Source organism: Chryseobacterium ginsengisoli (genome assembly GCF_039542325.1).
Lineage (GTDB): Bacteria > Bacteroidota > Bacteroidia > Flavobacteriales > Weeksellaceae > Chryseobacterium > Chryseobacterium ginsengisoli.
Window position 1 is genome coordinate 130,114 of sequence record NZ_BAABHX010000003.1, and the last position, 24,242, is coordinate 154,355.

20 protein-coding genes are annotated in these 24,242 nt (G+C 32.8%); 17 read left to right on the forward strand and 3 right to left on the reverse strand.

Annotated elements, in window-relative coordinates; all coding sequences use genetic code 11:
- Positions 1–7: 7 nt before the first annotated feature.
- Positions 8–1,522: a hypothetical protein gene (locus ABD940_RS09735; RefSeq protein WP_345202986.1), complete on the reverse strand. Its 1,515-nt coding sequence runs from the start codon at positions 1,520–1,522 to the stop codon at positions 8–10.
- 61 nt (positions 1,523–1,583) lie between these two features.
- On the opposite strand from ABD940_RS09735, the gene ABD940_RS09740 reads away from it, so the two are divergent.
- The 6 genes from ABD940_RS09740 (at position 1,584) to ABD940_RS09765 (ending at position 10,302) form a co-directional block, all read left to right on the forward strand.
- On the forward strand, positions 1,584–2,174 hold the full coding sequence (locus ABD940_RS09740; RefSeq protein ID WP_345202988.1) for a thymidine kinase: 591 nt from the start codon (positions 1,584–1,586) through the stop codon (positions 2,172–2,174).
- A 51-nt stretch (positions 2,175–2,225) separates the two neighbouring features.
- A complete protein-coding gene (locus tag ABD940_RS09745; protein WP_345202991.1) occupies positions 2,226–4,673 on the forward strand; it encodes a bifunctional UDP-N-acetylmuramoyl-tripeptide:D-alanyl-D-alanine ligase/alanine racemase in 2,448 nt (815 codons plus the stop codon).
- A gap of 2 nt (positions 4,674–4,675) precedes the next feature.
- On the forward strand, positions 4,676–6,835 hold the full coding sequence (locus tag ABD940_RS09750; RefSeq protein WP_345202993.1) for a patatin-like phospholipase family protein: 2,160 nt from the start codon (positions 4,676–4,678) through the stop codon (positions 6,833–6,835).
- 4 nt (positions 6,836–6,839) lie between these two features.
- Entirely contained in the window at positions 6,840–7,247 is a 408-nt protein-coding gene (gene ybeY, locus ABD940_RS09755) for an rRNA maturation RNase YbeY (protein WP_345202996.1), read from the forward strand.
- Positions 7,248–7,504: 257 nt separating this feature from the next.
- On the forward strand, positions 7,505–9,367 hold the full coding sequence (gene mnmG, locus ABD940_RS09760) for a tRNA uridine-5-carboxymethylaminomethyl(34) synthesis enzyme MnmG (protein WP_345202998.1): 1,863 nt from the start codon (positions 7,505–7,507) through the stop codon (positions 9,365–9,367).
- Positions 9,368–9,480: 113 nt separating this feature from the next.
- On the forward strand, positions 9,481–10,302 hold the full coding sequence (locus ABD940_RS09765) for a class I SAM-dependent methyltransferase (RefSeq protein ID WP_345203001.1): 822 nt from the start codon (positions 9,481–9,483) through the stop codon (positions 10,300–10,302).
- Positions 10,303–10,922: 620 nt separating this feature from the next.
- Here the strand turns inward: ABD940_RS09765 and ABD940_RS09770 are convergent.
- A complete protein-coding gene (locus ABD940_RS09770; protein ID WP_345203003.1) occupies positions 10,923–12,113 on the reverse strand; it encodes a phosphoglycerate kinase in 1,191 nt (396 codons plus the stop codon).
- 555 nt (positions 12,114–12,668) lie between these two features.
- Between ABD940_RS09770 and rpiB the strand changes: the two genes are divergently transcribed.
- The 11 genes from rpiB (at position 12,669) to tsaB (ending at position 21,552) form a co-directional block, all read left to right on the forward strand.
- The gene (rpiB, locus tag ABD940_RS09775; protein ID WP_345203006.1) at positions 12,669–13,103 is read left to right on the forward strand and encodes a ribose 5-phosphate isomerase B; all 435 of its coding nucleotides are present in this window, start codon (positions 12,669–12,671) and stop codon (positions 13,101–13,103) included.
- A 334-nt stretch (positions 13,104–13,437) separates the two neighbouring features.
- Positions 13,438–15,588 carry a ribonuclease R gene (gene rnr / locus ABD940_RS09780; RefSeq protein WP_345203008.1) on the forward strand — a complete coding sequence of 717 codons (2,151 nt, stop codon included), beginning with the start codon at positions 13,438–13,440 and terminating at the stop codon, positions 15,586–15,588.
- Positions 15,588–16,106, forward strand: a complete 519-nt coding sequence (locus tag ABD940_RS09785; protein ID WP_345203010.1) for a hypothetical protein — start codon at positions 15,588–15,590, stop codon at positions 16,104–16,106. The genes rnr and ABD940_RS09785 overlap by 1 nt, the downstream gene beginning before the upstream one ends.
- Positions 16,107–16,264: 158 nt before the next feature.
- Entirely contained in the window at positions 16,265–16,951 is a 687-nt protein-coding gene (locus ABD940_RS09790) for a LysE family translocator (protein WP_345203013.1), read from the forward strand.
- On the forward strand, positions 16,948–17,877 hold the full coding sequence (locus ABD940_RS09795) for a S66 peptidase family protein (RefSeq protein ID WP_345203015.1): 930 nt from the start codon (positions 16,948–16,950) through the stop codon (positions 17,875–17,877). Before ABD940_RS09790 ends, ABD940_RS09795 begins: the two co-directional genes overlap by 4 nt.
- Before the next feature lie 2 nt (positions 17,878–17,879).
- Entirely contained in the window at positions 17,880–18,377 is a 498-nt protein-coding gene (locus tag ABD940_RS09800) for a hypothetical protein (RefSeq protein WP_345203016.1), read from the forward strand.
- A gap of 23 nt (positions 18,378–18,400) precedes the next feature.
- Positions 18,401–18,772 (forward strand): YraN family protein, encoded by a 372-nt coding sequence (locus ABD940_RS09805; protein ID WP_345203018.1) that lies wholly within the window; start codon positions 18,401–18,403, stop codon positions 18,770–18,772.
- A 2-nt stretch (positions 18,773–18,774) separates the two neighbouring features.
- On the forward strand, positions 18,775–19,605 hold the full coding sequence (locus ABD940_RS09810) for a hypothetical protein (RefSeq protein WP_345203021.1): 831 nt from the start codon (positions 18,775–18,777) through the stop codon (positions 19,603–19,605).
- 8 nt (positions 19,606–19,613) lie between these two features.
- Positions 19,614–20,363 carry an SDR family NAD(P)-dependent oxidoreductase gene (locus ABD940_RS09815; protein ID WP_345203023.1) on the forward strand — a complete coding sequence of 250 codons (750 nt, stop codon included), beginning with the start codon at positions 19,614–19,616 and terminating at the stop codon, positions 20,361–20,363.
- Between the two features lies 1 nt (position 20,364).
- Complete coding sequence (locus tag ABD940_RS09820) at positions 20,365–20,805, forward strand: nuclear transport factor 2 family protein (protein WP_345203025.1); 441 nt, start codon at positions 20,365–20,367, stop codon at positions 20,803–20,805.
- A 66-nt stretch (positions 20,806–20,871) separates the two neighbouring features.
- Positions 20,872–21,552, forward strand: a complete 681-nt coding sequence (gene tsaB, locus ABD940_RS09825) for a tRNA (adenosine(37)-N6)-threonylcarbamoyltransferase complex dimerization subunit type 1 TsaB (RefSeq protein WP_345203027.1) — start codon at positions 20,872–20,874, stop codon at positions 21,550–21,552.
- 16 nt (positions 21,553–21,568) lie between these two features.
- Here tsaB and porW read toward each other — a convergent pair whose 3' ends face one another.
- The gene (porW, locus tag ABD940_RS09830; protein WP_345203030.1) at positions 21,569–24,160 is read right to left on the reverse strand and encodes a type IX secretion system periplasmic lipoprotein PorW/SprE; all 2,592 of its coding nucleotides are present in this window, start codon (positions 24,158–24,160) and stop codon (positions 21,569–21,571) included.
- Positions 24,161–24,242: the final 82 nt, after the last annotated feature.

A 24,242-nucleotide genomic window follows, 5' to 3' on the forward strand; every position in this document is an offset into this window, starting at 1 on the left:
ATTTAGTTTATAAAAATTTATTTTCTACCAATATCCAAAGTCTTTGTGCATATTCATCTACTTTACTCCATTTTTTGTTGTAATAGAGATCACTCAGATATTCTTTTGCATCTTCCAAATTTGTGAAGCTGTTCAGATTATTAACGACTTCATTCAGTTCAGATTGACTTCCGCCGAATAATGTTTTGGTAAAAGCAATCCTGTCATTCAAATCAAGCTTAAATTCAGGCTTTTTCTTTTCCGCTTCCATAAATCCGGTGGGAATATTGGTTTTTAAAATGCTTCCTGTATCTTCTTTTTCTTGTACAGGAGCTGGTTTTTCTACCGGCAATTCTCTTATGAGATGATCATCATCAAAAAGCGATTGTACTGCTTTCATTCCTTTGATATTTGCCAGTTTTATCTTTTTCTCGTGCTGATATTCTTCGAGATTTTCGAAACTTTCATCAGACGCTAATTTTTCTTTTTCCTGAGGAATTGGTCTGTCGATATCAACAATTTTCCTTCTGTCGTTAATTTCAGCTAAAATCGACTGCTCCTGCTTTTCTTCAGCAAAAGCATCGTTTTTGATTTCGCTTATAATATTTTCAACATTGGAAGTATCCATCACCATTTCTCCCTGTTCGATAGCAACATTTGAAGCGACGAACTGGTTTTCCGTTTCTTCTATTAATATTTCCTCATCATCATCTAAAATTTCAGTATCAAAAATACTTGGAATCGTTTCCTGATTTTTTACAGATTCAAAATTATTCTGAATTTTTTCCTCCTCATCAAAATTATTTACATTTCCCTGATCGTCGGAAACTTCATTCTCAAATTCATCAATTTCGTTCAATTGATTATTAAAAATAGCTTCTTCTTCCGTTGTTTTTTCATTAAACATCTCTTCATGAATATCATCATCATTTTCAGGTTCAGAATCTGCTAAAATCATTTCTTCATCTACGAAATTCAAAGCACTCCCACTATAATCAGAAGGTTCGTTTTCATCAATTTCATTCAACTGATTATTGAAAACAGCCTCTTCTTCCGTTAAATCATTATGAATTTTCTCTTCAGAATTTCCAACGATTTGCTGTTCTTGATTTTCTTCTGCAAAATTAATTAAAGTTTCGTGAAGTTCACCCTCTGTAATTTCATTTAATTGATTGTTGAAAATTGCCTCTTCTTCAGTCACTTCATTCGAGAAAGAATCTGTGGTATTATCGCCAATTTCGTTGAGCTGATTATTAAAAATAGCCTCTTCTTCCGTTACTTCATTAGTCAAATTATTAGTTTCAGCCGCAACAGCTACAGAAGAAAAACTTTGCTGAGTTTCTGAAAACTTAGAAAAGCTTTCTCCACCGAAACGCTCAATATTTTTTTCCAGTAAACGTAGGAAAGAAATCCTGTCAGCAAGCTCATCTACAAGATTCTGCTTGGACGACAGCTCGTCTACATTGCTTATTTTGTCCAGAATAGCTATAATATTCTTGGATTCAAAAAAAATCTTTTCCTTTAAATCTTGGATGTTCTGCATACTGAAAATCTTGTTAAAATTGCTTACTTTTGATCTGAAAAATATACGGCTAATTTAACAAATGTTTTTAGAAAATACAATTAATCATTCCAAACAAAGTGGTTGGATGGAAGTTATTTGTGGCTCAATGTTTTCCGGAAAAACCGAAGAGTTGATCCGAAGGCTGAGAAGAGCAGAAATGGCGGGGCAAAATGTAGAGATTTTTAAACCTAAACTGGATACAAGATATTCGGAAGAAGAGGTAATTTCTCATAATCAGACTAAAATTCGCAGCACACCGGTGGAAAATCCTAACGAAATTCTTTTGTTGGCTTCCAATTGTGATGTGGTAGGAATAGACGAAGCCCAGTTTTTCGACGAAGGAATCGTAGATGTAGCCAATCAATTAGCAAACAGCGGAATAAGAGTCGTTATTGCAGGTTTGGATATGGACTTTTTGGGAAGACCTTTCGGACCGATGCCTAATTTAATGGCAACTGCAGAATACGTAACAAAAGTTCATGCAATTTGTAGAAGAACGGGAAATCTAGCCAATTATTCGATGAGAACTTCCGCTGGAAAAGACCTTGTAGAACTCGGAGAGACAGAATCTTACGATGCAGTGAGCAGAATGGTTTTTATTGAGGAAGTTTTAAATAAAAAAAATAATTAAATTAGCGTAAAAGCCAAAGAAGGCTAAAAAAATAAAGCAGAAAGGGTACCAATGAATTACACAGTAAATCAAATTGCAAACATCACCAATTCAAAACTTATTGGAGACGGAAGTTTAATGATTAAAAACATTGCTTTCGATAGCAGGATTATTTATTCTACCAAAAATACTGCGTTTATTGCCATTAATACTCATAAAAATTCTGGTGAAAAATTCATTGAAGCTGCTATTGACAGAGGGATCAAAGTTATTATTTCCGAACATCAATTTCCTCAGTTTGAAAATATAACATGGATTATCGTAGAAAATTCCGTGGAGTTTCTTCAAAAATTAGCGAAATATCATTTTGAAAATTCTCGTTTAAAATCTATTGGAATTACAGGAAGTAACGGAAAAACTATTTTAAAAGAATGGTTGTATCAATGTCTTTGGAATGAATTTCCAACGGTGAAAAGCCCGAAAAGTTTCAATTCTCAGATTGGTCTTCCACTTTCTTTGCTCCAAATTAATGATTCTCATGAGTTGGGAATTTTTGAAGTCGGGATTTCCAAACCTGATGAAATGGAAAAACTCGAAAATATTTTCCATCCACAGATAGGTTTGCTTACCCACATGGGAACTGCTCACCTCGCGAATTTCAAATCGGAAGAAGAATTAATTGATGAAAAAATTAAATTGTTCAAAGATTCTGAAGTAATCATTTATAATGGTGACAATTCTTTAGTTGAAGAAAAAATAAAGAAATTATATTCTAATAAAAAATTAATTTCTTACGGATTTAAAAATCACAATAAAGTTTTCTTCAAAAACAATATTTCGAAAAACGAAGATGTCATTATACAATATTTTGATGAAAAAATTTCTTTCCCCGTTCATCAAAGAGACGAAGCGACGTTAACCAATGCTTTAGCGCTTGTAACGGTCTTAAAAGAGTTAGGAGTCGAAAATCAAAAAATCATCGAAAAAATCAACGCTCTGAAAGCTGTTGAAATGAGACTTGAGGCAATCGAAGGAATTAAGAGCAATATTGTTATTAACGATTCTTTCAATCTCGACCTTGATTCTTTGAAAACTGCCCTTCAATTTTTGAATGAATACAATAAACCGAGAAAATCTTTGGTTTTAACAGATATTGTAGGAGTTAATTCGAATTCAAAAGAATTGTATGAAGAGGTTTCTGATTTGGTAAATGAGCAAAAATTTGATTCTGTTTTCTTAATTGGCAACGAAATATCTAAGTTTAGTGAATTATTTAAAGCTAAAACTTACACTTTCATTAATACTAAAGAATTAATTGACAGTAAACATCTTACAGAAATCGAAAATCAGATTATTCTTTTAAAAGGCGCAAGAAAATTTGAGATTGAAAAACTTAAAGATTTACTTGAACTGAGAAAACATGATACGGTTTTAGAAATTAATTTGAATGCCCTTCTTCATAATATCAATTATCATAAATCTTTGCTGAAACCAACCACAAAAATGATGGCAATGGTAAAAGCAAATTCTTATGGATTAGGAAGTTATGAGATTTCAGAATTCCTGCAGCATCATCATATTGATTATTTAGGCGTTGCTTTTGTAGATGAAGGTGTTGAACTTCGCAAAAAAGGAATTACTGTTCCAATCGTTGTGATGAATCCGGAACAGCACAGTTATGAAACTTTAATTGAATATAACTTAGAACCGGAAATTTATAGTTTCCGGGTATTGGAATTATTTTATGAAGCAGTTCAGAAATCAGGATATGATAAACAATATCCTATTCATATCAAACTGGAAACAGGAATGCATCGTCTTGGTTTCAAAGGATTTGAATTAGATCAATTGAGTGAAACTTTAAATACAATTAATGTAAAAGTTCAAAGTATTTTCAGCCATCTTTCGTCTTCAGATATACCGACTGAGAAAGAATTTACTTTAAACCAGCTGGAAACATTCGAGAAAAACTCAAGTTATTTGATTAAAAAATTAGGATACACTCCTATCCGACATATTTTGAATTCATCAGGAATTACGAGCTATACCAATCATCAATATGATATGGTGAGAATAGGCATCGGAATGCTTGGAGAATCACCAGATAGTGAAATACAAAAACAGTTACGCTCTGTTGTAAGTTTCAAAACGGTAATTTCACAAATATCGTTGGTAGAGAACGGAGAATCTGTAGGTTACAGCAGAAGATTTAAAGCTGATCATAATACAAAAATCGCCACGATCCCTGTAGGATATGCAGACGGAATTCCAAGATTGATTGGAAATCAAATAGGGAGCGTTGGAGTCAATAAAATTTTAGCTCCGATTGTAGGAAGCATTTGTATGGATATGATGATGATTAACGTCGATCATATTCCAAATGTAAAAGAAGGTGACACTGTTACCGTTTTTAATGCAAAACCAAGTCTAAAAGAATTCGCAGAATACTGCAAAACCATCACTTACGAAGTATTAACATCCATTTCACCACGCGTAAAACGGATTTATGTAAAAGATTAACTATGAGAAAACTCCTGATCATTTTATTTGCATTTCAACTGCTTTTGATTCAGTCTCAGGTGAAGAAAGATCTGGTGATTCCAAAAAATCCCAGAATCGGACTTTCACTTGCCGGTGGCGGAGCTAAAGGATTTTCTCACGTAGGAGTCCTTAAAGTATTGGATTCTTTGGGAGTTAAGGTCGATTACATTGCCGGAACAAGTATGGGTGCAATCGTCGGAGGTTTGTATGCTTCAGGGTATTCCGGAAAGGAGATCGAGAAAATTGTCATGGATACAGATTTCTATTCGTTGATAATGGATCCAAAAGCAAAACGCCAGGAAACTACATTTTACAATAAGTCTGTCGATAAATACCTTTTATCTATTCCTTTAAAAAACGGAAAAATTACTCTTCCCTCTTCTATAAGTTCCGGGCAAAAAAATGTTTATTTACTGAAAGAGCTTTTTAAGAATGTTTCAAATATTGATGATTTTTCAAAACTTCCAATTCCCTTTATGTGTGTTGCCACAAATCTTGAAAGCGGAAATATGGAGATTTTTGAAAAAGGAGATTTGGTACAATCAATTATGGCGAGCTCTGCTTTTCCTTCTTTAATGGATCCTGTGAAAATAAATGACAGCATTTATATTGATGGCGCAATGACCGTAAATTATCCTTCAAAGCCTTTAAAAGATAAAGGGATTGATATTGTAATAGGCGTAGATCTTAATCAGGATCTTTCGAAAAGAGAAGACTTAAATAATATTATTTCGATTTTAAACCAGGTTATTGATTTCGGAATTAAAAAAGATACAAGAAGACAATATAAATATACTGATATCAATATTAAGCCTAATTTGAAAGGTATGACTGCCACAAGCTACGACGATAAGAAAAAAATTCTAGACAGCGGATATGTGGAAGGTTTAAAATATGCCAATATTCTTGATCAATTACCAAAACGTCCGTTTGACCGCATTAGACAGCGAATAAATCCAATATATTCCAATGTTTATAAGATTGACAGTATTGCGATAGATGGCGGCAGAATTTACGGTAAAAACTACGTTCTCGGGAAAATGGGACTGCGACTTCCCTCCATGCAAACTTACGGAAGCATCAATAAAAAAATTGATAAGCTCGTCGCCACAAATAACTATAAGTTTATTAATTATGATATTGTTTCGGAGAATGATGCCAATTATCTCAAACTTTACGTCACCGAAGATGATGCACGACATTTCTTAAAATTCGGATTACATTACGACGAAATCTTCAAAACAGGTCTTCTTTTAAATTATTCAGCAAAGCGTCTTTTATTTAAAAATTCCAATCTTTCTTTGGATGTTATTGTTGGAGATAAGCCAAGATATTATTTAAATTATTTTATTGACAACGGGTATATTCCCGGATTTGGACTTTATTCTTCAGGAATGAGCTTTCATGTAAAAGATATAAATAATAATGATATTGATAAATGGTTCTGGTTACGCAATGAAGCATATATTCAATCTATCTGGAGAGATAAATTTGCTGTCGGTGGCGGAATTAGTCACGATTATTTTGAAGCAGAAATTAATGGAAACAATCAAAGATCAAGCAGATTTTTAAATCCTTATGTTTTCTTAAAAAGCGATACTCAAAATGATAAAGACTTCCCTACCCGCGGAATTTATATTAATGCAGAAGGAAAGGTCATAGATCTGATGAAATCCGAAGTTGAAAAAAGATTAGTTCAGGTAAAAGCAGACATCAGAGTCAATATTCCTTTGTCTAAACAATTTGCATATCGACTAAATCTTTATGGAGGAATTACAATTGGAGAATATCTTCCGCAGTTTTATCAGTATGGTTTGGGCGGAATTTTCGAACAGAATATCGTTAATTTCAGAGGTTTCTCAGGATTTTATTTTGGACAATTAAATACAAATAATGTTATTTTAATTTCCAATGATCTTCAGTTTAAATTCAATAAAAATTATTTCCTTAGCGGGAACTTTTCTTTTGCAAACCTTTCCGACGATCTTAAATTTGAAGATGCTGTAAAACTAAATTACAGTTCCGTTGGACTTACTGCAGGATACAAATCCCCTTTCGGACAAATAAAAGTAAACTTCAGTCATTCACTTAAAAATAATCAAAAAGGCATATTCAGTGTTATTTTAGGACACTGGTTTTAATACAATGATACAATTCTTTTACGAAAACTTACCCGAATCTGTAAATACAGATTATACAAAATGGCTGGAAGATATTATTCTTTCAGAAGGAAAAAAGCTTGGTGAAATCAATTATATTTTCTGTGACGACGAATATTTATTGAAAGTAAATCAGGATTATTTACAACATGATTACTATACAGATATCATTACTTTCGACTATGTAAAAGGCAAGACAATAAGCGGAGAGATTTTTGTATCTTTGCAGCGGATTTCCGACAACGCTTCTACTCTATCCAAAGAATACGAAGAAGAATTAAGGCGAGTATTGGCTCACGGTATTCTTCATCTCTCAGGATATAAGGATAAAACCGAGGACGAAGAAATGATGATGCGAAATAAAGAAGATCATTATTTAGCAAAATACAAATAAAAAACTTGGAGATTCAGAGACACAGGAATTATTTAATTTCAAAATCTCTTAATCTCTATTTTTTTTAGGAGCTATTTCCCGCTCTCCGCACTCGCTATTTTCTTTTTAAAAAAAAGAAAATGAGCTCAGACAAATGCTGCGATCAGGGCTAAATAAAGCACAAAACAAGCGATTTTAGCTTGTAAAACAAAACAATGTTTCACGTGAAACATTTGTAAAGAAGATTAAAATTTAAGGCTTAAAACAAGCAATAAAAAATGATTTCAGAAATATATGATGTAATTGTAGTAGGTGCAGGTCACGCAGGATGTGAAGCCGCAGCTGCAGCAGCGAATTTGGGTTCAAAGACGTTGCTTGTTACAATGAATATGCAGACCATCGGACAAATGAGCTGCAACCCCGCGATGGGAGGAATCGCAAAAGGACAGATCGTAAGAGAGATCGATGCGATGGGAGGTTATTCAGGAATTATAGCAGACAAATCTGCAATTCAATTCAAGATGCTGAATCTTTCAAAGGGTCCTGCAATGTGGTCTCCCAGAACACAAAATGACAGAATGCTATTCGCAGAAGAATGGCGTTTAGCGTTAGAAAACACTCCAAATCTTGACTTTTTTCAGGATATGGTAAAGCAATTGATTATCGAAAATAATAAAGTTGCCGGAGTTGTTACTTCATTAGGAATCGAGATAAGATCAAAGTCTGTTGTTCTTACAAACGGGACTTTCCTGAATGGTTTGATCCACGTTGGAGATAAGCAATTAGGCGGTGGAAGAATGGGAGAACCAAGAGCTTTTGGTATCACAGAACAATTAGTTTCTTTAGGGTTTGAAGCAGGAAGAATGAAGACTGGTACTCCACCGAGAGTAGACGGAAGAAGCCTGGATTATTCTAAAATGGAAGAACAAAAAGGAGATGAAAATCCTCAAAAATTCAGTTATTTGGACACTCCTAAATTAACAAAACAATTAAGCTGTCATATTGTTTATACTAATGAAACTGTACACGATATTTTACGTGAAGGATTCGACAGAAGCCCAATGTTCAATGGCACAATTCAAAGTTTAGGACCAAGATATTGCCCAAGTATTGAAGATAAAATAAACAGATTTGCAGAGAGAAACAGACATCAATTATTTGTAGAACCTGAAGGCTGGAAGACAGTAGAAATCTATGTAAATGGATTCAGTTCTTCGCTTCCTGAGGATGTTCAGATAAAAGCAATGAAACATATTCCGGGATTTGAGAATGTAAAAGTCTTCCGTCCTGGCTATGCTATTGAATATGACTACTTCCCTCCTACCCAATTGAAGCATACCTTAGAGACAAAATTGATTGATAATTTATACTTTGCAGGACAGATTAACGGCACAACAGGTTATGAAGAAGCAGCCGGACAAGGATTAATTGCAGGTATTAATGCTCATAATAAAGTTAAAGAAAAAGAAGAATTCATCCTTAACAGAGATGAAGCATATATCGGAGTTTTAGTAGATGATTTGATTACTAAAGGAACGGAAGAACCTTATAGAATGTTCACTTCGAGAGCCGAATATAGACTTCTTTTAAGACAGGATAATGCTGATATAAGACTTACAGAAAAAGCATTTGAACTAGGTTTGGCAAAAGAAGAAAGATTAAAAAGAGTACAGGAGAAAGTAACTAAAAGTCAGGAACTTGAAACATTCTTAAGAGAAACTTCTTTAAAACCGGGAATTATTAATCCTATATTGGAAAGTATTGAAAGTAATCCTGTAGATCAGGCTTACAGAGCTTCACAATTTCTTACAAGACCCAATATTACGCTGGATAAATTAGATGATATTGATTTTATTAAAGAATTTACTTCTCAATTTGACGACGAAGTGAGAGAACAGGCAGAAGTAAATATCAAGTATAAAGGCTATATAGAAAAAGAAAGAGAAAATGTTGCTAAGCTAAATCGTTTAGAAAATATAAAGATTCCTGAAGATTTTGATTATAAAGCAATATCAAGTCTTTCTGCAGAGGCAAAACAAAAAATGTCTAATGTGAGACCAAAAACGATTGCTCAAGCTGGTAGAATCAGTGGAGTTTCACCTGCCGATATTAATGTTTTATTAGTCTATTTAGGACGTTAAATTGAAAATGTTTCACGTGAAACATTTGTAAAATAAAAGCAAAAATTAAGGTATTTATGAGCTTATTTATAAACTCTGAATATCTTAATTTTTAATTTAAAACAAACAATTCAATGAAAATAAAAGATCATTTTCTATCCCAAGAAATATTTGAAATAAAAGAAACAGATACAAAAGGAGTTTTCAAGACCTCCCCTATTCCATCGAATATTTCTAAATATTATGAAAGTGAAGATTACATTTCTCATCATCAGGATTCAGGAAGTTTAAAAGAAAAGCTTTACAAATTTTTACAATCCTTCAATCTACAGTATAAAAAAACAATTCTTTTGGACAGAATAAGCAAAGGTTCGAAAGTACTTGATTATGGTTGCGGTGCAGGAGAATTTGTAAAATATATAGAAAATGATTTCGAAACTCTAGGTTTTGAACCTGATGCTGATGCCAGAAAAGCTGCTCAAAGTAAAATTTCAAAAGCAAAAATTTTAGACGATATTAATTTAATTGAAGATAAAAGTTTAGATGCAATTACACTTTGGCATGTTTTTGAGCACGTGGAAAATCAGGATGAGATGCTTGAAATTTTTAATAACAAACTAAAAGAAAAAGGATTATTAATTATTGCTGTTCCCAACCCTACTTCTTACGATGCAAAACATTATAAAGAATATTGGGCAGCTTATGATGTCCCAAGACATATTTATCATTTCTCAAAAAACGGAATGGAAAATTTAATTTCAAAGAAACCAAACTGGAAAATGAGAAAAATCAAACCTTTGGTTTTAGATTCATATTATATCTCAATGTTGAGCGAAAAATATAAGAAATCTCCTCTTTTTTGGCTAAAAGCGACGATCTACGGAACGATTTCTAACGTAAAAGCCCTTTTTTCGAACGAATTTTCAAGTTTGATATACATTATCGAAAAAAAGTAGAAAATAGAATTTAGAGCCATTTCTAAAGGTCAATTTTAAGCATTTTCCTTATAAAAATAAAAACTCGAGCTAATGTCTCGAGTTTTTTCATTTATAATAGACACTACCCTACTCTCTTTTTTCAAAAAAATTTAAAAAATAATTTTACTTGAAGTAAAATTCAATGACAGGTTAGTGAAAATTGTTAGTAAAAAGTTAGTAACCTTGATTAGTAAATTCACATTCAAAAAAAAATATAGTCTAAATTTTTTTGAAATTTTTATTTTCTAGAAAAATAATATTCTTTAAAATTAAATTCTTACAAAAACATATCTTTTAATGCCTTAATTGTATTTTATATATAAATACTTTAAAAAATTATATTTTAAAGTTTTAACTATATTTCTGAAAGCCATTTTTTAATCGTTTTTGAAAAAATGATTTTTAAAAGAGTTTTATGATATATGGAACGAAAACGAAATTTTTATAATTATTATGATTTTCACGATAATTGGCTCAATAGAAAAATTTTTATAACAAAATAAATTTTATAAAATTCGAAAGCTTAATTCTTACATATAGAAAATAAGAAAGTCCGCCGAAAAATTCAGCGGACTTAAAATTTATAAAAATAATATTTCTTAGTTGTTGATCGCGGCAACTCCGGGAAGTTCCAATCCTTCCAAACTTTCAAGCATGGCTCCACCACCAGTAGAAACATAACTTACTTTTTCACCGTACCCGAATTGTTTCACGAAAGCAACACTGTCTCCTCCTCCAACTAAAGAGAAAGCTCCTTGTCTTGTTGCTTCGGCAATACTTTCACCAAGAGCGATTGTTCCTCCTGCAAAATTTGACATTTCGAAAACTCCGATCGGACCATTCCAAAGAATTGTTCTTGAATTCAAAAGAACATCATTGAACTGATCTCTAGATTTTTCTCCAGCATCAAGTCCCATCCATCCTTCAGGAATCTCGTAGATATTAACTTCTTTTCTTTCTGCATCATTACTAAAACTTTCAGCGATGATCGTATCAGAAGGAAGATATACTTTTACATTATGTTCTTTTGCTTTTCCTAAAATCTCAAGAGCCAAAGGCAATTTATCTTCTTCAACTAATGAAGTTCCGATCTTTCCTCCAAGAGCTTTAATAAAAGTGAAAGCCATTCCACCACCGATGATCAAATTATCAACAGCTGGTAAAACATTTTCTATAATGGTAATTTTAGTTGAAACTTTAGATCCACCAAGTATCGCTGTTACAGGACGTTCTCCAGATTTCAAAACTTTATCGATTGCCTGCAGTTCTTTAGCCATCAATAAACCGAAAAATTTAGTTGAATGGAAAAATTTAGCAATAACAGCTGTTGAAGCATGCGCTCTGTGAGCTGTACCAAAAGCATCATTCACATAGGCATCAGCTAATTTAGAAAGTTGTTCTGCAAAACCTTCATCTCCTTTTTCTTCTTCGTTATGAAAACGTAAATTCTCCAATAAAAGGATTTCTCCAGGCTTAAGTTCCGAAGCAGCTTGTTCAGCCTTCTCCCCTATACATTCGTCAACAAATTTTACTTCCTGACCCAATACATTTGAAACTTCTTCTACAATGTGTCTAAGTGAAAACTCATCCTTCACCTCTCCTTTTGGTCTTCCCAGGTGAGCCATTAAGATCACAGAACCTCCGTCTTTAAGAATTTTCTCTACGGTTGGCTTCACTGCCACGATTCTTGTATTATCTGTAACCTTCAGCTGGTCGTCCTGTGGAACATTGAAATCAACTCTTACCAGAGCCTTCTTGTCATTAAAATTGAAATCATTGATTGTTTTCATAAATATCGTTGAATTTTCGTTTCACAAATGTAAGATTTTAAAATTTTTGAAAAGCCGCAACCCGATAAAAGTTTTCGAAAAGTTTCCCGCAGACTCAACATACATCTATCAACATATTTTCTTTTCTATTAAAAAAAGAATATGGTATTGTTGTTGAGTGTTTGTTAATAACGGGGATAAATTTTAATAAAATACTTTATAACATTTAATTTTTATTCAATTCACATTTTATATACATTATAATCTGCTGTAAATGTGAAATTTCTATACGTTACTAACAAATATGGATAACTTCTCCCCAATTCTCTTTATTAATAACTGATTTATGGAAAACCTACAGATTACTCACAAAAAACTTTTTGAAAATTGTGGGCAAAAAATTTGGAGTTATTTTCCATTACGAAATTTTCTAATGTTACGAAACATTTACTTTCAAACATTTTTCCACATTTACTAACAAGCCTTTTCACAACTAATCTTCAAAAATTTCAGAGTTATCCACATTATACTTACATTTGTGTGGAAATATATCTAAAAAGGCTTAATACAATAATTATGAAAAGAAAAATCGCTATTGCTGCTGACCATGCAGGTTACGAGTATAAGGAGATTGTTAAGAACTATTTATCAGAAAACTTTGAGGTTCAGGATTTTGGAACGTTTTCCACAGACAGTGTGGATTATCCGGACTTTGTACACCCTGCTGCAACGTCTGTCGAGAACGGAGAAAATGAATTAGGAATTTTACTTTGTGGAAGCGGAAATGGTGTTCAGATCACAGCGAACAAACATCAGAAGATTCGTTGCGCTCTTTGCTGGATGCCCGAGATTGCTGCATTAGCAAGACAACATAATGATGCGAATATGATCTCAATTCCTGCAAGGTTTATATCTAAAGAATTAGCAATAGAAATTGCAGATAAATTTCTTTCTACAGATTTTGAAGGTGGAAGACATCAGAACAGAGTTGATAAAATTCCATTTTGTTAAACATATAAAGGCTTGTAAATCAAATTACAAGCCTTATTTATTTTTTATTTTGTATCTTTGTACCGTCCAATAGAATTACCAGTCTATTATTTCCATTTAAACCTATAGAAATATAAAAACATATTTAATAAAAGGTTTTTCTCCTCTCTTCTCCATATTTGTATTAAATTTATACAAAACTAAAACTTCCGTTGTAGAATACTTGGAAGGAAAATTGATGTGTTTTATTAAAGGAAATAAGCTTTTACAATGAAATTATCTGCTGGATATTAGGATAATTTTAAAATGGTTTTAATTAAATATTGAAACTATATAATTAATTACAAAACTAAAAATGGCAAAAAAAAGAAAATATATAAGTCAGAAAAATGATCATAAACTAAGAGAAATCGGAAGATTGATTTTAAGATTTATGAATGAAAATTCCACAAAAATCTATAATTATAAGCAGATTTCAGATGGAATAGATTATAAAAATCCAAGACAGAGAGAACTTGTGATTCAGGCTTTGCATAAATTGCAGGCAGACGAAAGAATAAAAGAAACTGAAAAAGGAAAATATATCATCAACCTTAATATTAAGGGAACATTGACAGGAACTATCGATTTCAATCAATCCGGAAATGCTTATGTAAACGTTGAAGGCTTGGAAGATGATGTCTTTATTCATTCCAAAAATGTGAAAGATGCATTACAGGGCGATAAAGTTTTAATCGTAACCTATACTTATAAAGGAAAGAAATTAGAAGGTTCTGTTCTGGAAGTTTTGGAAAGAACAAGAACGGAATTTGTGGGAACTTTACAGATGGTTCCTCATAAAGATTTCGGATTTGTTGTTTGCGATAAAAAGACGATCAACACCGATATTTTTATTCCAAAAGGGAAATTCGGAGGTGCTGAAGACGGCGATAAAGTTATTGTAAAAATGACGGAATGGCGACCAGGAGACAAGAATCCGGAAGGTGAAATTATTCAGGTTTTAGGAGCTCCGGGAGAACATGAAACCGAGATCCACTCTATTCTTGCAGAATACGGCTTACCTTACACTTTCCCTGAAGAAGTTGAAAGAGATGCTGATAAAATTGATAGAACAATCAACGATGCAGAAGTTGCAAAACGTTGGGATATGCGTGATGTACTTACATTTACGATTGACCCGAAAGATGCGAAAGATTTTGATGATGCATTGTCTATGAGAAAGTTAGATAACGGAAACTGGGAAATCGGGGTTCACATTGCAGATGTTTCTCATTATGTAGTTCCGGGAACTATTTTGGATGATGAAGCGTATCAGAGAGCAACTTCGGTTTATTTGGTGGACCGTGTTGTACCGATGCTTCCGGAAGTTTTGAGTAATGATGTTTGTTCACTTCGCCCTCATGAAAATAAATTCACTTTTTCAGCAGTTTTTGAATTGGATGACAAAGCAGAAATTCAAAAACAGTGGTTTGGAAGAACGGTAATTCACTCTGACAGAAGATTCACGTATGAAGAAGCTCAGGAAAGAATCGAATCTAAAGAAGGAGATTTAGCAGAAGAGATTTTGGTCTTGGATAAATTGGCGAAAATCATGCGTCAGAAAAGAATTAAAGACGGTGCGATTACTTTTGACAGAAGTGAAGTTCGATTTAATTTAGATGAAAATAATCAGCCGATCGGTGTTTATTTTAAAATAAGCAAAGATTCAAATCATTTGATTGAAGAATTCATGTTATTGGCAAATAAAAAAGTATCTGAATTTGTTTCATTGAAAAAAGGTCAGCCAAATAGCAATACATTTATTTACAGAGTTCACGACGATCCGGATCCTGCGAAATTAGAGTCTTTAAGAGATTTTGTTTCTACTTTCGGATATAAAATGGATCTTGCCAATACTAAAAAAGTGGCGGAATCTTTAAACAAATTACTGCACGACGTAAAAGGTAAAGGCGAGGAAAATATGATCGAAACTTTAGCGATGCGAAGCATGAGTAAAGCGGTGTATTCTACCGAACCGATTGGTCACTACGGTCTTGGATTTGACTATTACAGCCACTTCACCTCTCCTATCCGTCGTTATCCGGATTTACTTGCGCACAGATTGCTGCAGCATTATCTGGATGGAGGAAAATCTCCTGACAGAAATGAGCTTGAAGAAAAAGCAAAACACTGCAGTTCAATGGAAAGATTGGCTGCTGATGCAGAAAGAGATTCTATCAAATACATGCAGGTGAAATTCATGGAAAAACATTTAGGAGAAACCTTTACAGGTGTTATTTCTGGAGTTGCAGAGTTTGGTTTTTGGGTAGAAATTCCTGAAAATGGTGCAGAAGGTTTAATCAAATTGAGAGATTTGATGGACGATTCTTATAGTTATGATAAATCGACTCACGCTGTATACGGTTCGAGAACAGGAAATAGATATCAGTTGGGAGATCAGGTACAAATTAAAGTAGTAAAAGCTAACTTGATTCAAAAACAATTGGATTTCAAGATTGTTGATTAATGACCAAAATAGATAAGTATATCTTTTTTAGTATACTTAATGCCGTCTTGGTTTTCTCAGTAATATTCAAGACGGTAGTTAATTTTTATTGGTTTGTTGCCATTATTAGTATTCTCGTTATTATAAGTAATATTTTAATTAATAAGAATATTCTTAAAATAGGAAGTTTAGGAAAAAAATATTTTTTTGGAGTTACTTTTCCGATGATAATTAATGTTTTCTTTTTGATTAATTATATTACAGGAATGAATCCAAGAAAAGAAACTTATTGTTTTAAAAATATGATGGCCGAAGTTGGTGGAAGAGGCAGCCATGAACGTGGAAAAACAACTTACATTTATTTGAGTGATAACGCTTATGAATATTCATATATGACAAGAAGTTTTTTTATTGATTATAAAAGAATGTTGTTTAAAAATCAAATTACGTATACTTTTGAAAGAGGTATATTTGGGCTGAAAATCAGAAAAGATTATCAGTTCATTTACAATGAAAATTGTTTAAATAAACCATATTAAAACAATAAAATATAAATTATTTAAGCCGCTGTTGATAGCGGCTTTTATTTTTAATAATATCTTCAATGAGATCAAATCCATTTTCTTATTGAATTTTTAAAACATAAAAACTAACTTTGTATAAATAGATGAAATTTTTTCATCGAAAACACCACTGAATGCTTGAACTTATATTATCTGCTGTCATATTAGGATTCATGTTGAGTCTGGTTTTTATAGGACCCATTTTTTTCCTTTTAATTGAAACCAGCTTTTCCAGAGGTCCGAAACATGCCCTGGCTTTGGATATCGGAGTGATTTCTGCCGATTTGCTGTGTATTTTGGCGGCTTATTATGCAAGTGCAGATATTGTAACGTTGATCGACAAACATCCCGGATTTTACAGGATTACCTCCATTCTCATATTTGTGTATGGAATTGTCATGCTGGTCACGAAAACCAAAATGCATATGCCCGGAGAAGAGAAAATCATCAATCAGAATTATCTGAAGACTTTTATGAATGGTTTTTTATTCAATCTTTTGAATGTTGGAGTTATTCTTTTTTGGTTGGTAACGGTGATTTCCGTGAGAAATCAATATCCGGATACAGGCAATTTTATATTATACATCGGAATTGTCATCGGAACTTACCTCTTTATTGATTTGATCAAAATCTTTCTGGCGAAACAGTTTCACGATAAATTGACACAAACTTTAGCCAACAAAATCAGAAGAATTGTTGGTGGAATTCTTATAGTATTCAGTTTCTTTATCTTTTTACAGAGCTTTAAAAAATTCAATCAATTTGATAAACGATTAGAAGAAGCTGAAAAAACTGAAGTGAAATATCAAAAAAACAAATGAAAAAAATAATCTTTCCAAAATCACTGAAAAAAGGTGATAAAATAGCTGTGATTTCCCCTGCAGGAGCAGTAGATGCGACTCAACTTGAAAAGGGCATAGAAATGATAAAAAGTAAAGGCTACGAACCTGTTTTAGGCGAACATCTTTATACTAAATTTTCCAATGGCTACAATTACGCAGGAACAGAGCAGGAAAGAATTAAAGATATTAATTGGGCGCTTAATGACAATGAAATTTCAGCAATCTGGGCTTCAAGAGGTGGTTACGGATGTCAGCATTTGATTGAACATTTAGATCTTAAAAATTTTACCAAAAATCCTAAATGGTACATCGGATACTCTGATAACACAGTGATCCAAAGTTATTTGCTGAAAAAAGGTTTTGCTTCGATTCATGGACAAACAATTAAAACGTCAAGTTTTGGAGTAACGGGAGAAAGTTATAATCTTATTTTTGATATTTTAAAAGGGCAAACTCCAAAATACAGCCTTAAATCGCATCAATTTAATAAGCAAGGAAATATTGAAGGAGAATTGGTTGGAGGGAATTTAGCGCTTATTTATGCCCTTCTGGGAACAAAATATTCTTTTGACTTTAAGGATAAAATTTTATTTATTGAAGATATTGGCGAAAATTTCTATGCACTTGACCGAATGATCATGAGTTTGGAATTGGCTGGAGTTTTCAATAAAATTTCCGGATTAATTATCGGTGGAATGACCAATATGGGTGATGAAAAAGAAAACAAGCAATACGAAGAAAGTTTCGATGAGTTCGCTTATAAGTTAATTTCAGATAGAATTTCAAAGTATAATTTTCCTGTAGTTTTCGGGTTTCCGAATGGTCACATTAAAGATAACAGACCGTTGATTATTGGTGGAAATGTGAAATTAGAAATGAAAGATAAGGTTAAAATCGAGTTCTAAAAGTGAAAAATCTATTAGTCGAATATAGTTTCTCTCCAGGATTGTACGATGAAATTCGAAGAATGGAATTGGAGGTTTATGATGATTTTAGTTATAAATTAATTTTTAATTGGTATAAAAAATATCGAGAAGGAGATATTTTTGATATTGAAGATGCTAAAACATATAGAAGAGAAAATATTTTTAATGATTTTATTCCAGAACAAATAAAATATACATTAGAATCTTTAATTTCTTTTTCTAATTTTGAGCTTAAGACCTTTTATCCTGAATTAACAGAAAGCCAGAAAAAAGAATATACACCTCTCGATGTGAGGCATGAAAATTATCATTTTCACAGACTTGGAAATAGGTATTGGATTAATGTGAGTCCATATATTTTCAAGAAAGAATTCCTGAAAACAGAGCAAGAATTATTGTTTGGAAGATTCCATGAAGAAATTACAATATGGTTAGATGGAGTTTATGATAAACTAATTCAAAATGACGGTGCTTTATAAATCAAAAAATTCTCAAATAAAATATGGCAGATCACAACGATTTCGGTAAAAAGGCAGAAGATTTAGCAGTTGAGTATTTGCAGAAAAACGGCTATAAAATCTTGGTCAGAAACTTTCGGTTTCAAAAATCTGAGATTGATATTGTTGCCGAAAAAGATAACTTAATCATTGTAATAGAAGTGAAAGCACGTTCTACAGATGCTTTTATGCTGCCTCAGGAAGCGGTTACCAAAACTAAGATCAGATTGATCGTTTCTGCAACGAATCATTATCTGGAGGAGTTTAATAAAAATCAGGAAGTAAGATTTGATATCATTTCTGTTCTTCCCGACGAGAAAAAGAATTTAATTATAGAACATATAACCGATGCTTTCGAAGCATTTGATGCAAATTGACCATGCAAAATATAGACTGGGAAACAATTTATTCTGTAGTACTTTATGTCATAAAAAATTATCCGTTTAAAATAATTTTATATTCAACTATATTTTTAGTTTTAGGATTTGTAGTAAGTTTAATTTTAATTCTGGTCTTAAGAAAGTATAAAGTTATTTCCCGAGAACAGAAATATTATAATTGGTTCGTAAAACTTTATATTCCTACAATTTTTGTCATCAATATTATTTTTTCTTTGAAGATAGGATTGTTTTTTGGTGTTTATGAAGCCTTGAAAAAAGACAGTTATGCTATTTCTGAACAAGTTTATGATTCGAGTGCACAATACATTTTTAAGGACAAAAATTCAAGGATAGAATTTATTAAAGATGTAAAGGTAATTGTCTCAGAATTAAGTCAAAATAATAAAAATGTAAAGATTCAGATTGTTGATATTGCTAAAGCTTACGATACAAAACATAATGTTGTAGATAAGCCGAAAAACTGGTTGGTTTCCCTATTTGCAGATAAATATGGAGATAGAATTCATACTTTGGTATTGTACGGAATGTTGAATTCAATTCCTCATGCAGATGTTACTAAAGATCTTTCTTATGAAGAATTTGATAATTTAACTCAGAAATTACTACAATTGAATCCGGATGATCTTGAAAAATCTGTGGTTGAAAAAATTCAGAATTTGTTTTTGATGGTTTTAAAGTCTCAATTTAAAACGATTGTAAAAGGAATTTTAATTATTTGGGGGCTTCTTATGCTGATTCCCTGGATTGAATTTGGAATCTATAAATACGTGATGAAAAGAAGAATAAAAAATAAAACAATCAACGAATAAAGTAAATAATGAAAACAATATTAATAACCGGAGCAACTTCCGGAATAGGAAAATCTACAGCTGAACTTTTTGCGAAACAGGGAAACAAAATTATCATTTGTGGAAGGAGATCTGAAGTTTTGGAATCATTAAAAACAGAGCTTTCTGAATTCACCGAAATATTTAGTTTAAAATTTGATGTTAGAGATTTGAAAGAAGTTGAGACAGCTATCAATTCGCTTCCTGAAGAATGTAAAAATATTGATGTCTTGATCAATAATGCAGGAAATGCTCATGGTTTAGATCCTCTTTCTGCTGGAAAAACAGACGATTGGGATTCTATGATCGACGGAAATGTTAAAGGACTTTTATATGTTTCTAAGATGATTATTCCGGGAATGAAAGAAAGAAATTCTGGTCATATCGTAAATATTAGTTCAGTGGCAGCAAGACAGACTTATGCAAATGGAGTTGTTTATTGTGCAACTAAAAAAGCCGTTGATGTAATTTCCGAAGGAATGAGAATAGAATTGACTGAATTTGGGATTAAAGTTACCAATATTCAGCCGGGTGCCGTGGAAACAGATTTTTCTATGGTAAGATTTAAAGGGGACAGTGAAAGAGCCTCAACAGTTTACGCAGGATATGAACCTTTGAAAGCAGAAGATATTGCGGATTCTATCGCGTATTGTGTAAACGCACCAAAACATGTCTGTGTTTCTGATATGACGATTTATCCTACAGCGCAAGCGGAACCGAGAACGATTTACAGAAAATAAAGTGAAACGATTTTTATCATTAATTCTTTTATTTTTAATCAGCTTTTGGAATTGTCAAACTAAAGAATTTTCTTTAGCTGAACCAAAATTAGCTGAAAGTATTCGTCTTTTGGATCAGTTTATGAAAAATAATGATGAAAGAATTGCTGATGTTTTATGCTCTGATGTTTCTTTTGGTCATTCAAATGGATGGATTCAGAATCCGGAGGATTTTAAGAAAGATTTTAATTCCAAGAAAGTTGTTTATAAGAATATTAATCAAATTGAGATTTCTGAAGTTAAAAAACAAAAGAATTTTTATTCTGTACGAAGAAAAATAAAAGTTTCAGGAATCTACAAAAACCAGGATTTTGAAATGATACTCGCTTTACTGGAAATCTGGAGAAAAGAGAAATCGGTATGGAAACTCTGGAGTCGCCAAAGTGTAGAAATAAAGCCATAAATTTGCATTAAATTAAAAGCAATTTTGTCATTTTACGAATTTGCGATCTGTCTTAAAATTAAAAAAATGAAAATTTTATATCTCGAAACCTCTTCAAAAAACTGTTCGGTAGCTATTTCTGATAACGAAAAGCTGTTGTGTTTAACCGAAGAAGTTTCTGAAAACTATAAACAATCCGAAAGTCTGCATACTTTCGTAGAATGGGCTTTGGAAGGAGCCGGAATTTCTATGAAAGATATTGAAGCGGTTTCTCTTGGAAAAGGTCCCGGTTCTTATACAGGATTGAGAATTGGTGCTTCTTCAGCGAAAGGTTTTTGTTATGGATTAAAAGTTCCTTTGGTTGCAGTGAATTCTTTAGAAAGCATGATAGAGCCTTTTTTAGACAAAAACTATGATTTTGTAGTGCCATTGATTGACGCCAGAAGAATGGAGGTTTATACGGCTGTTTATGACGGGAAAACCGGTGAACAAATATCTGTAACAGAAGCCAAAATTTTAGATGAAACTTCTTTTGAAGAATTTAAAGATAAAAAAGTAATATTTGTAGGAGATGGAGCAAAAAAAGCACAGGAAATTTTACAACTTCCGAATGCTGATTTTAATGACAACGTCTACCCTTCTGCACAATATTTAATTAAGAAAAGCCTTGAAAAAATAGAGAGAAAAGAGTTCGAAGATATTGCTTATTTTGAACCTTTCTATCTCAAAGATTTTCATGGAGTAAAGAAAAAGAAAAGCGAAGATTAATCTTCGCTTTTTTATTTTATTGTGGTTTTGCAGGAGCTGAATTGGCTGGTTGCAAATTATTGTTTGGTTTCCTTGGAGTTTTATTTCCGTTCGATGGCTGTTGAGGATTGCTCATCATTTGGTTTGTAGGCTGTTGTGGCGGTGCTCCTGTAGCATTGAACTGTTGTGTCGGTTGTTGCTGCGGAACATTAGCCATATTCACGGGGTTTTGAGGCACTGCATTTCCCTTATTATCCGTTGGCTGGAAACTCAGGTCGCTTTTCAGGTAATTCAGCATTTCTTTTGCCTTTTCGCCTTCCGGAGTTTTAGCATAATTTAAAACAATCTGTTCCAGTTGGAGAATCATTACCTCTTTCCCACTCGATTTTCCTGAATTAAATGCATTGAGCAGATATAATTTAGGAACCAGGGCATCTTTAGGATTTTTCTGAATAGTTTGATCGATTACGTCTTTACTTTCTCCAAATTTCTCAGATTCATACAACGCAAAAGCCTGTTTATATTGATTTTCTACATCTTCAGAAGATTTTACGAAAGTATTATTTTTAGGATTTCTCGCAAATTCTGCGTAGGAAGTATAAGGATAATCTTTTAATAAAATCTGTTTCGCTCTTTCTGCGATTTGAGGATTTTTCTCATAATTCATGGCGAAAATTTCATACAAAGCCTGTAGCATTACTTTTTCTTCAGGTTTTACATCAACCAAATCGTATAAAGTTTTTGTTGCTAAAGGTGTATTGGTAAAATAATTCTGATACATTACTCCTAAACCTAAAGAAGCTGTATCTCTGTCCTTTTTCAATTGATCCAATTTTGCCACTTCTGTAGGAATCTGTTCAATATAGAAAGCGGGTTCAAAACGTCTTGGATTCGGTGCTGCAGTTGTTCCCAAAGCATCGTTTTTCATATCCTCGATTGTTGCCATTTTCTTAGAAAAACGCCAGTTATCAACCAAAGCTCTGTCTCCCCAAGTTTGCTTAAAGGTCTGAGTTCCTTTTGAAACAGTTCCGGTATTGCCAAAGTAAAAACCTTTTGTTGCCACCCCAAAATCTTCAAATTTGTTTGAACTGTTCGCGAAGATTGATGTTGAGCTGTAATCTCCCGTATCGAAGCCTTTTGCTCTTTCAGCACGTCTTCTCTCAAGCTCTTCTTTCTCTTCTTTTACCTTAAGTTTTGCTATATATTTCGAGAAAAAATCGGTTTTCTGTTCTGGAGACATTTTTGCCAGATTCAGGATACTGTCATTTTTCTTGATCAAATAATAATTTTTTGAGATCTTCTTGATATAAACAGATTGATCTGCCAAAAGAACTTTTGAAGGTTCATACGTCATTACAGCCAATGCAGAATCATAATAAGCTCCTGCTCCGATGTAATCGTTTTTATCTAAATATCCCTTCCCGATCTCATAATAAGCCAGTCCGCGGATTTGGGCATCTGAAACTTTTTCCTTTAAAGATTTTCTGAAATATTCCTGAGCTTCATCCTTTTTTCCGGCTTTGTTTGCCATTAAACCTAAAGCATAGTAGAATTCATTCTTTCTTGATCCGTAAGTTCCTTTTTTACTGATATCTTCAAGATATTTTCTCGCCCCACTGTAATCTCCGTTTCCGTTAAAAGTTTTTGCAATCTCAATCTGAGATTTTACCTCAAATTCGAAATCATTGGCATACTTATAAGCTGCCATAAAGCTTTCTCTCGCTTTTTCATTTTGATTAAGCCCTTCAAGAATCTGACCTCTTAAATAAGCAATTCTACTTTTCAGTTTTCTGTTGCCATTTAATTCAAAAGCATTATCTAATTCTTTTACAGCTTCTTCTTTTTTTCCTGCATCCAAAAGAGATTCAGAATAATAGATACTTAATAGTTTTTCATACTGTTTCCCTATCTTTTCGCTTTTTAATTTAGCAAAAGTCTCATGAGCTTTATGATAATTTTTGATCTGATCGTACGCCAAACCCTGATAAATTCTAGCCAAAGGTAGCCTTTTATCATCTTTCATGTGGGTAAAAACGTAATTCAAAGCATCTAAAGCATCTAAAGATTTTCCTCGGTAAATTCTCGCCTGAGCAAGGATCATGTATGCGTCGAAAATTTGTTTGTTTTGCTCTTCTCCGTGCCTGATCACAGAATATTTATTGATCGCTTTTAAAGCTTTTGCTTCAGAGATTTCCAGTGTTGTTGCGCCTTTCTGTTCAGTCTGGTTAGGATCTCCGGTTGCAGATCCGGGTCCGCCGGAAGTTGGATTTCCTGGCATTCCGGATGGCATTCCCGGAAGACCGCCTCTCTTGTCGTTGTTTTGTGCAGGTCTGTTAACTTCCGCCATTTTCATAGAATTCTCTGCAAAAGCGGCAGATTGTCCGAGATCACTTCCCAAAGGTTGATCTTCGTAGGTAAGAATAGGAATATAAGGCGCATAAAAATTGTCTTTATGTGCTTTATCCCTTGTCTCAAACTCGTTATTCAACGCATCTTTTGCATTAAAAAGGGTGTTGTAATATGTCGAAAATCCTTTCATAAACTTCGATCGCTGCTCCGGTTTCTTGACCTTGTTGGCACAAGAAGCAACAATACACAGTATTAAAAGGAATAAAATATTCTTTTTCATTATTCAATATAACTCGCTAATCTACTTTTTATTATCAAGTAGGTTTGATGATTTTGTAAAAATAATAAAATTTTACATGGAA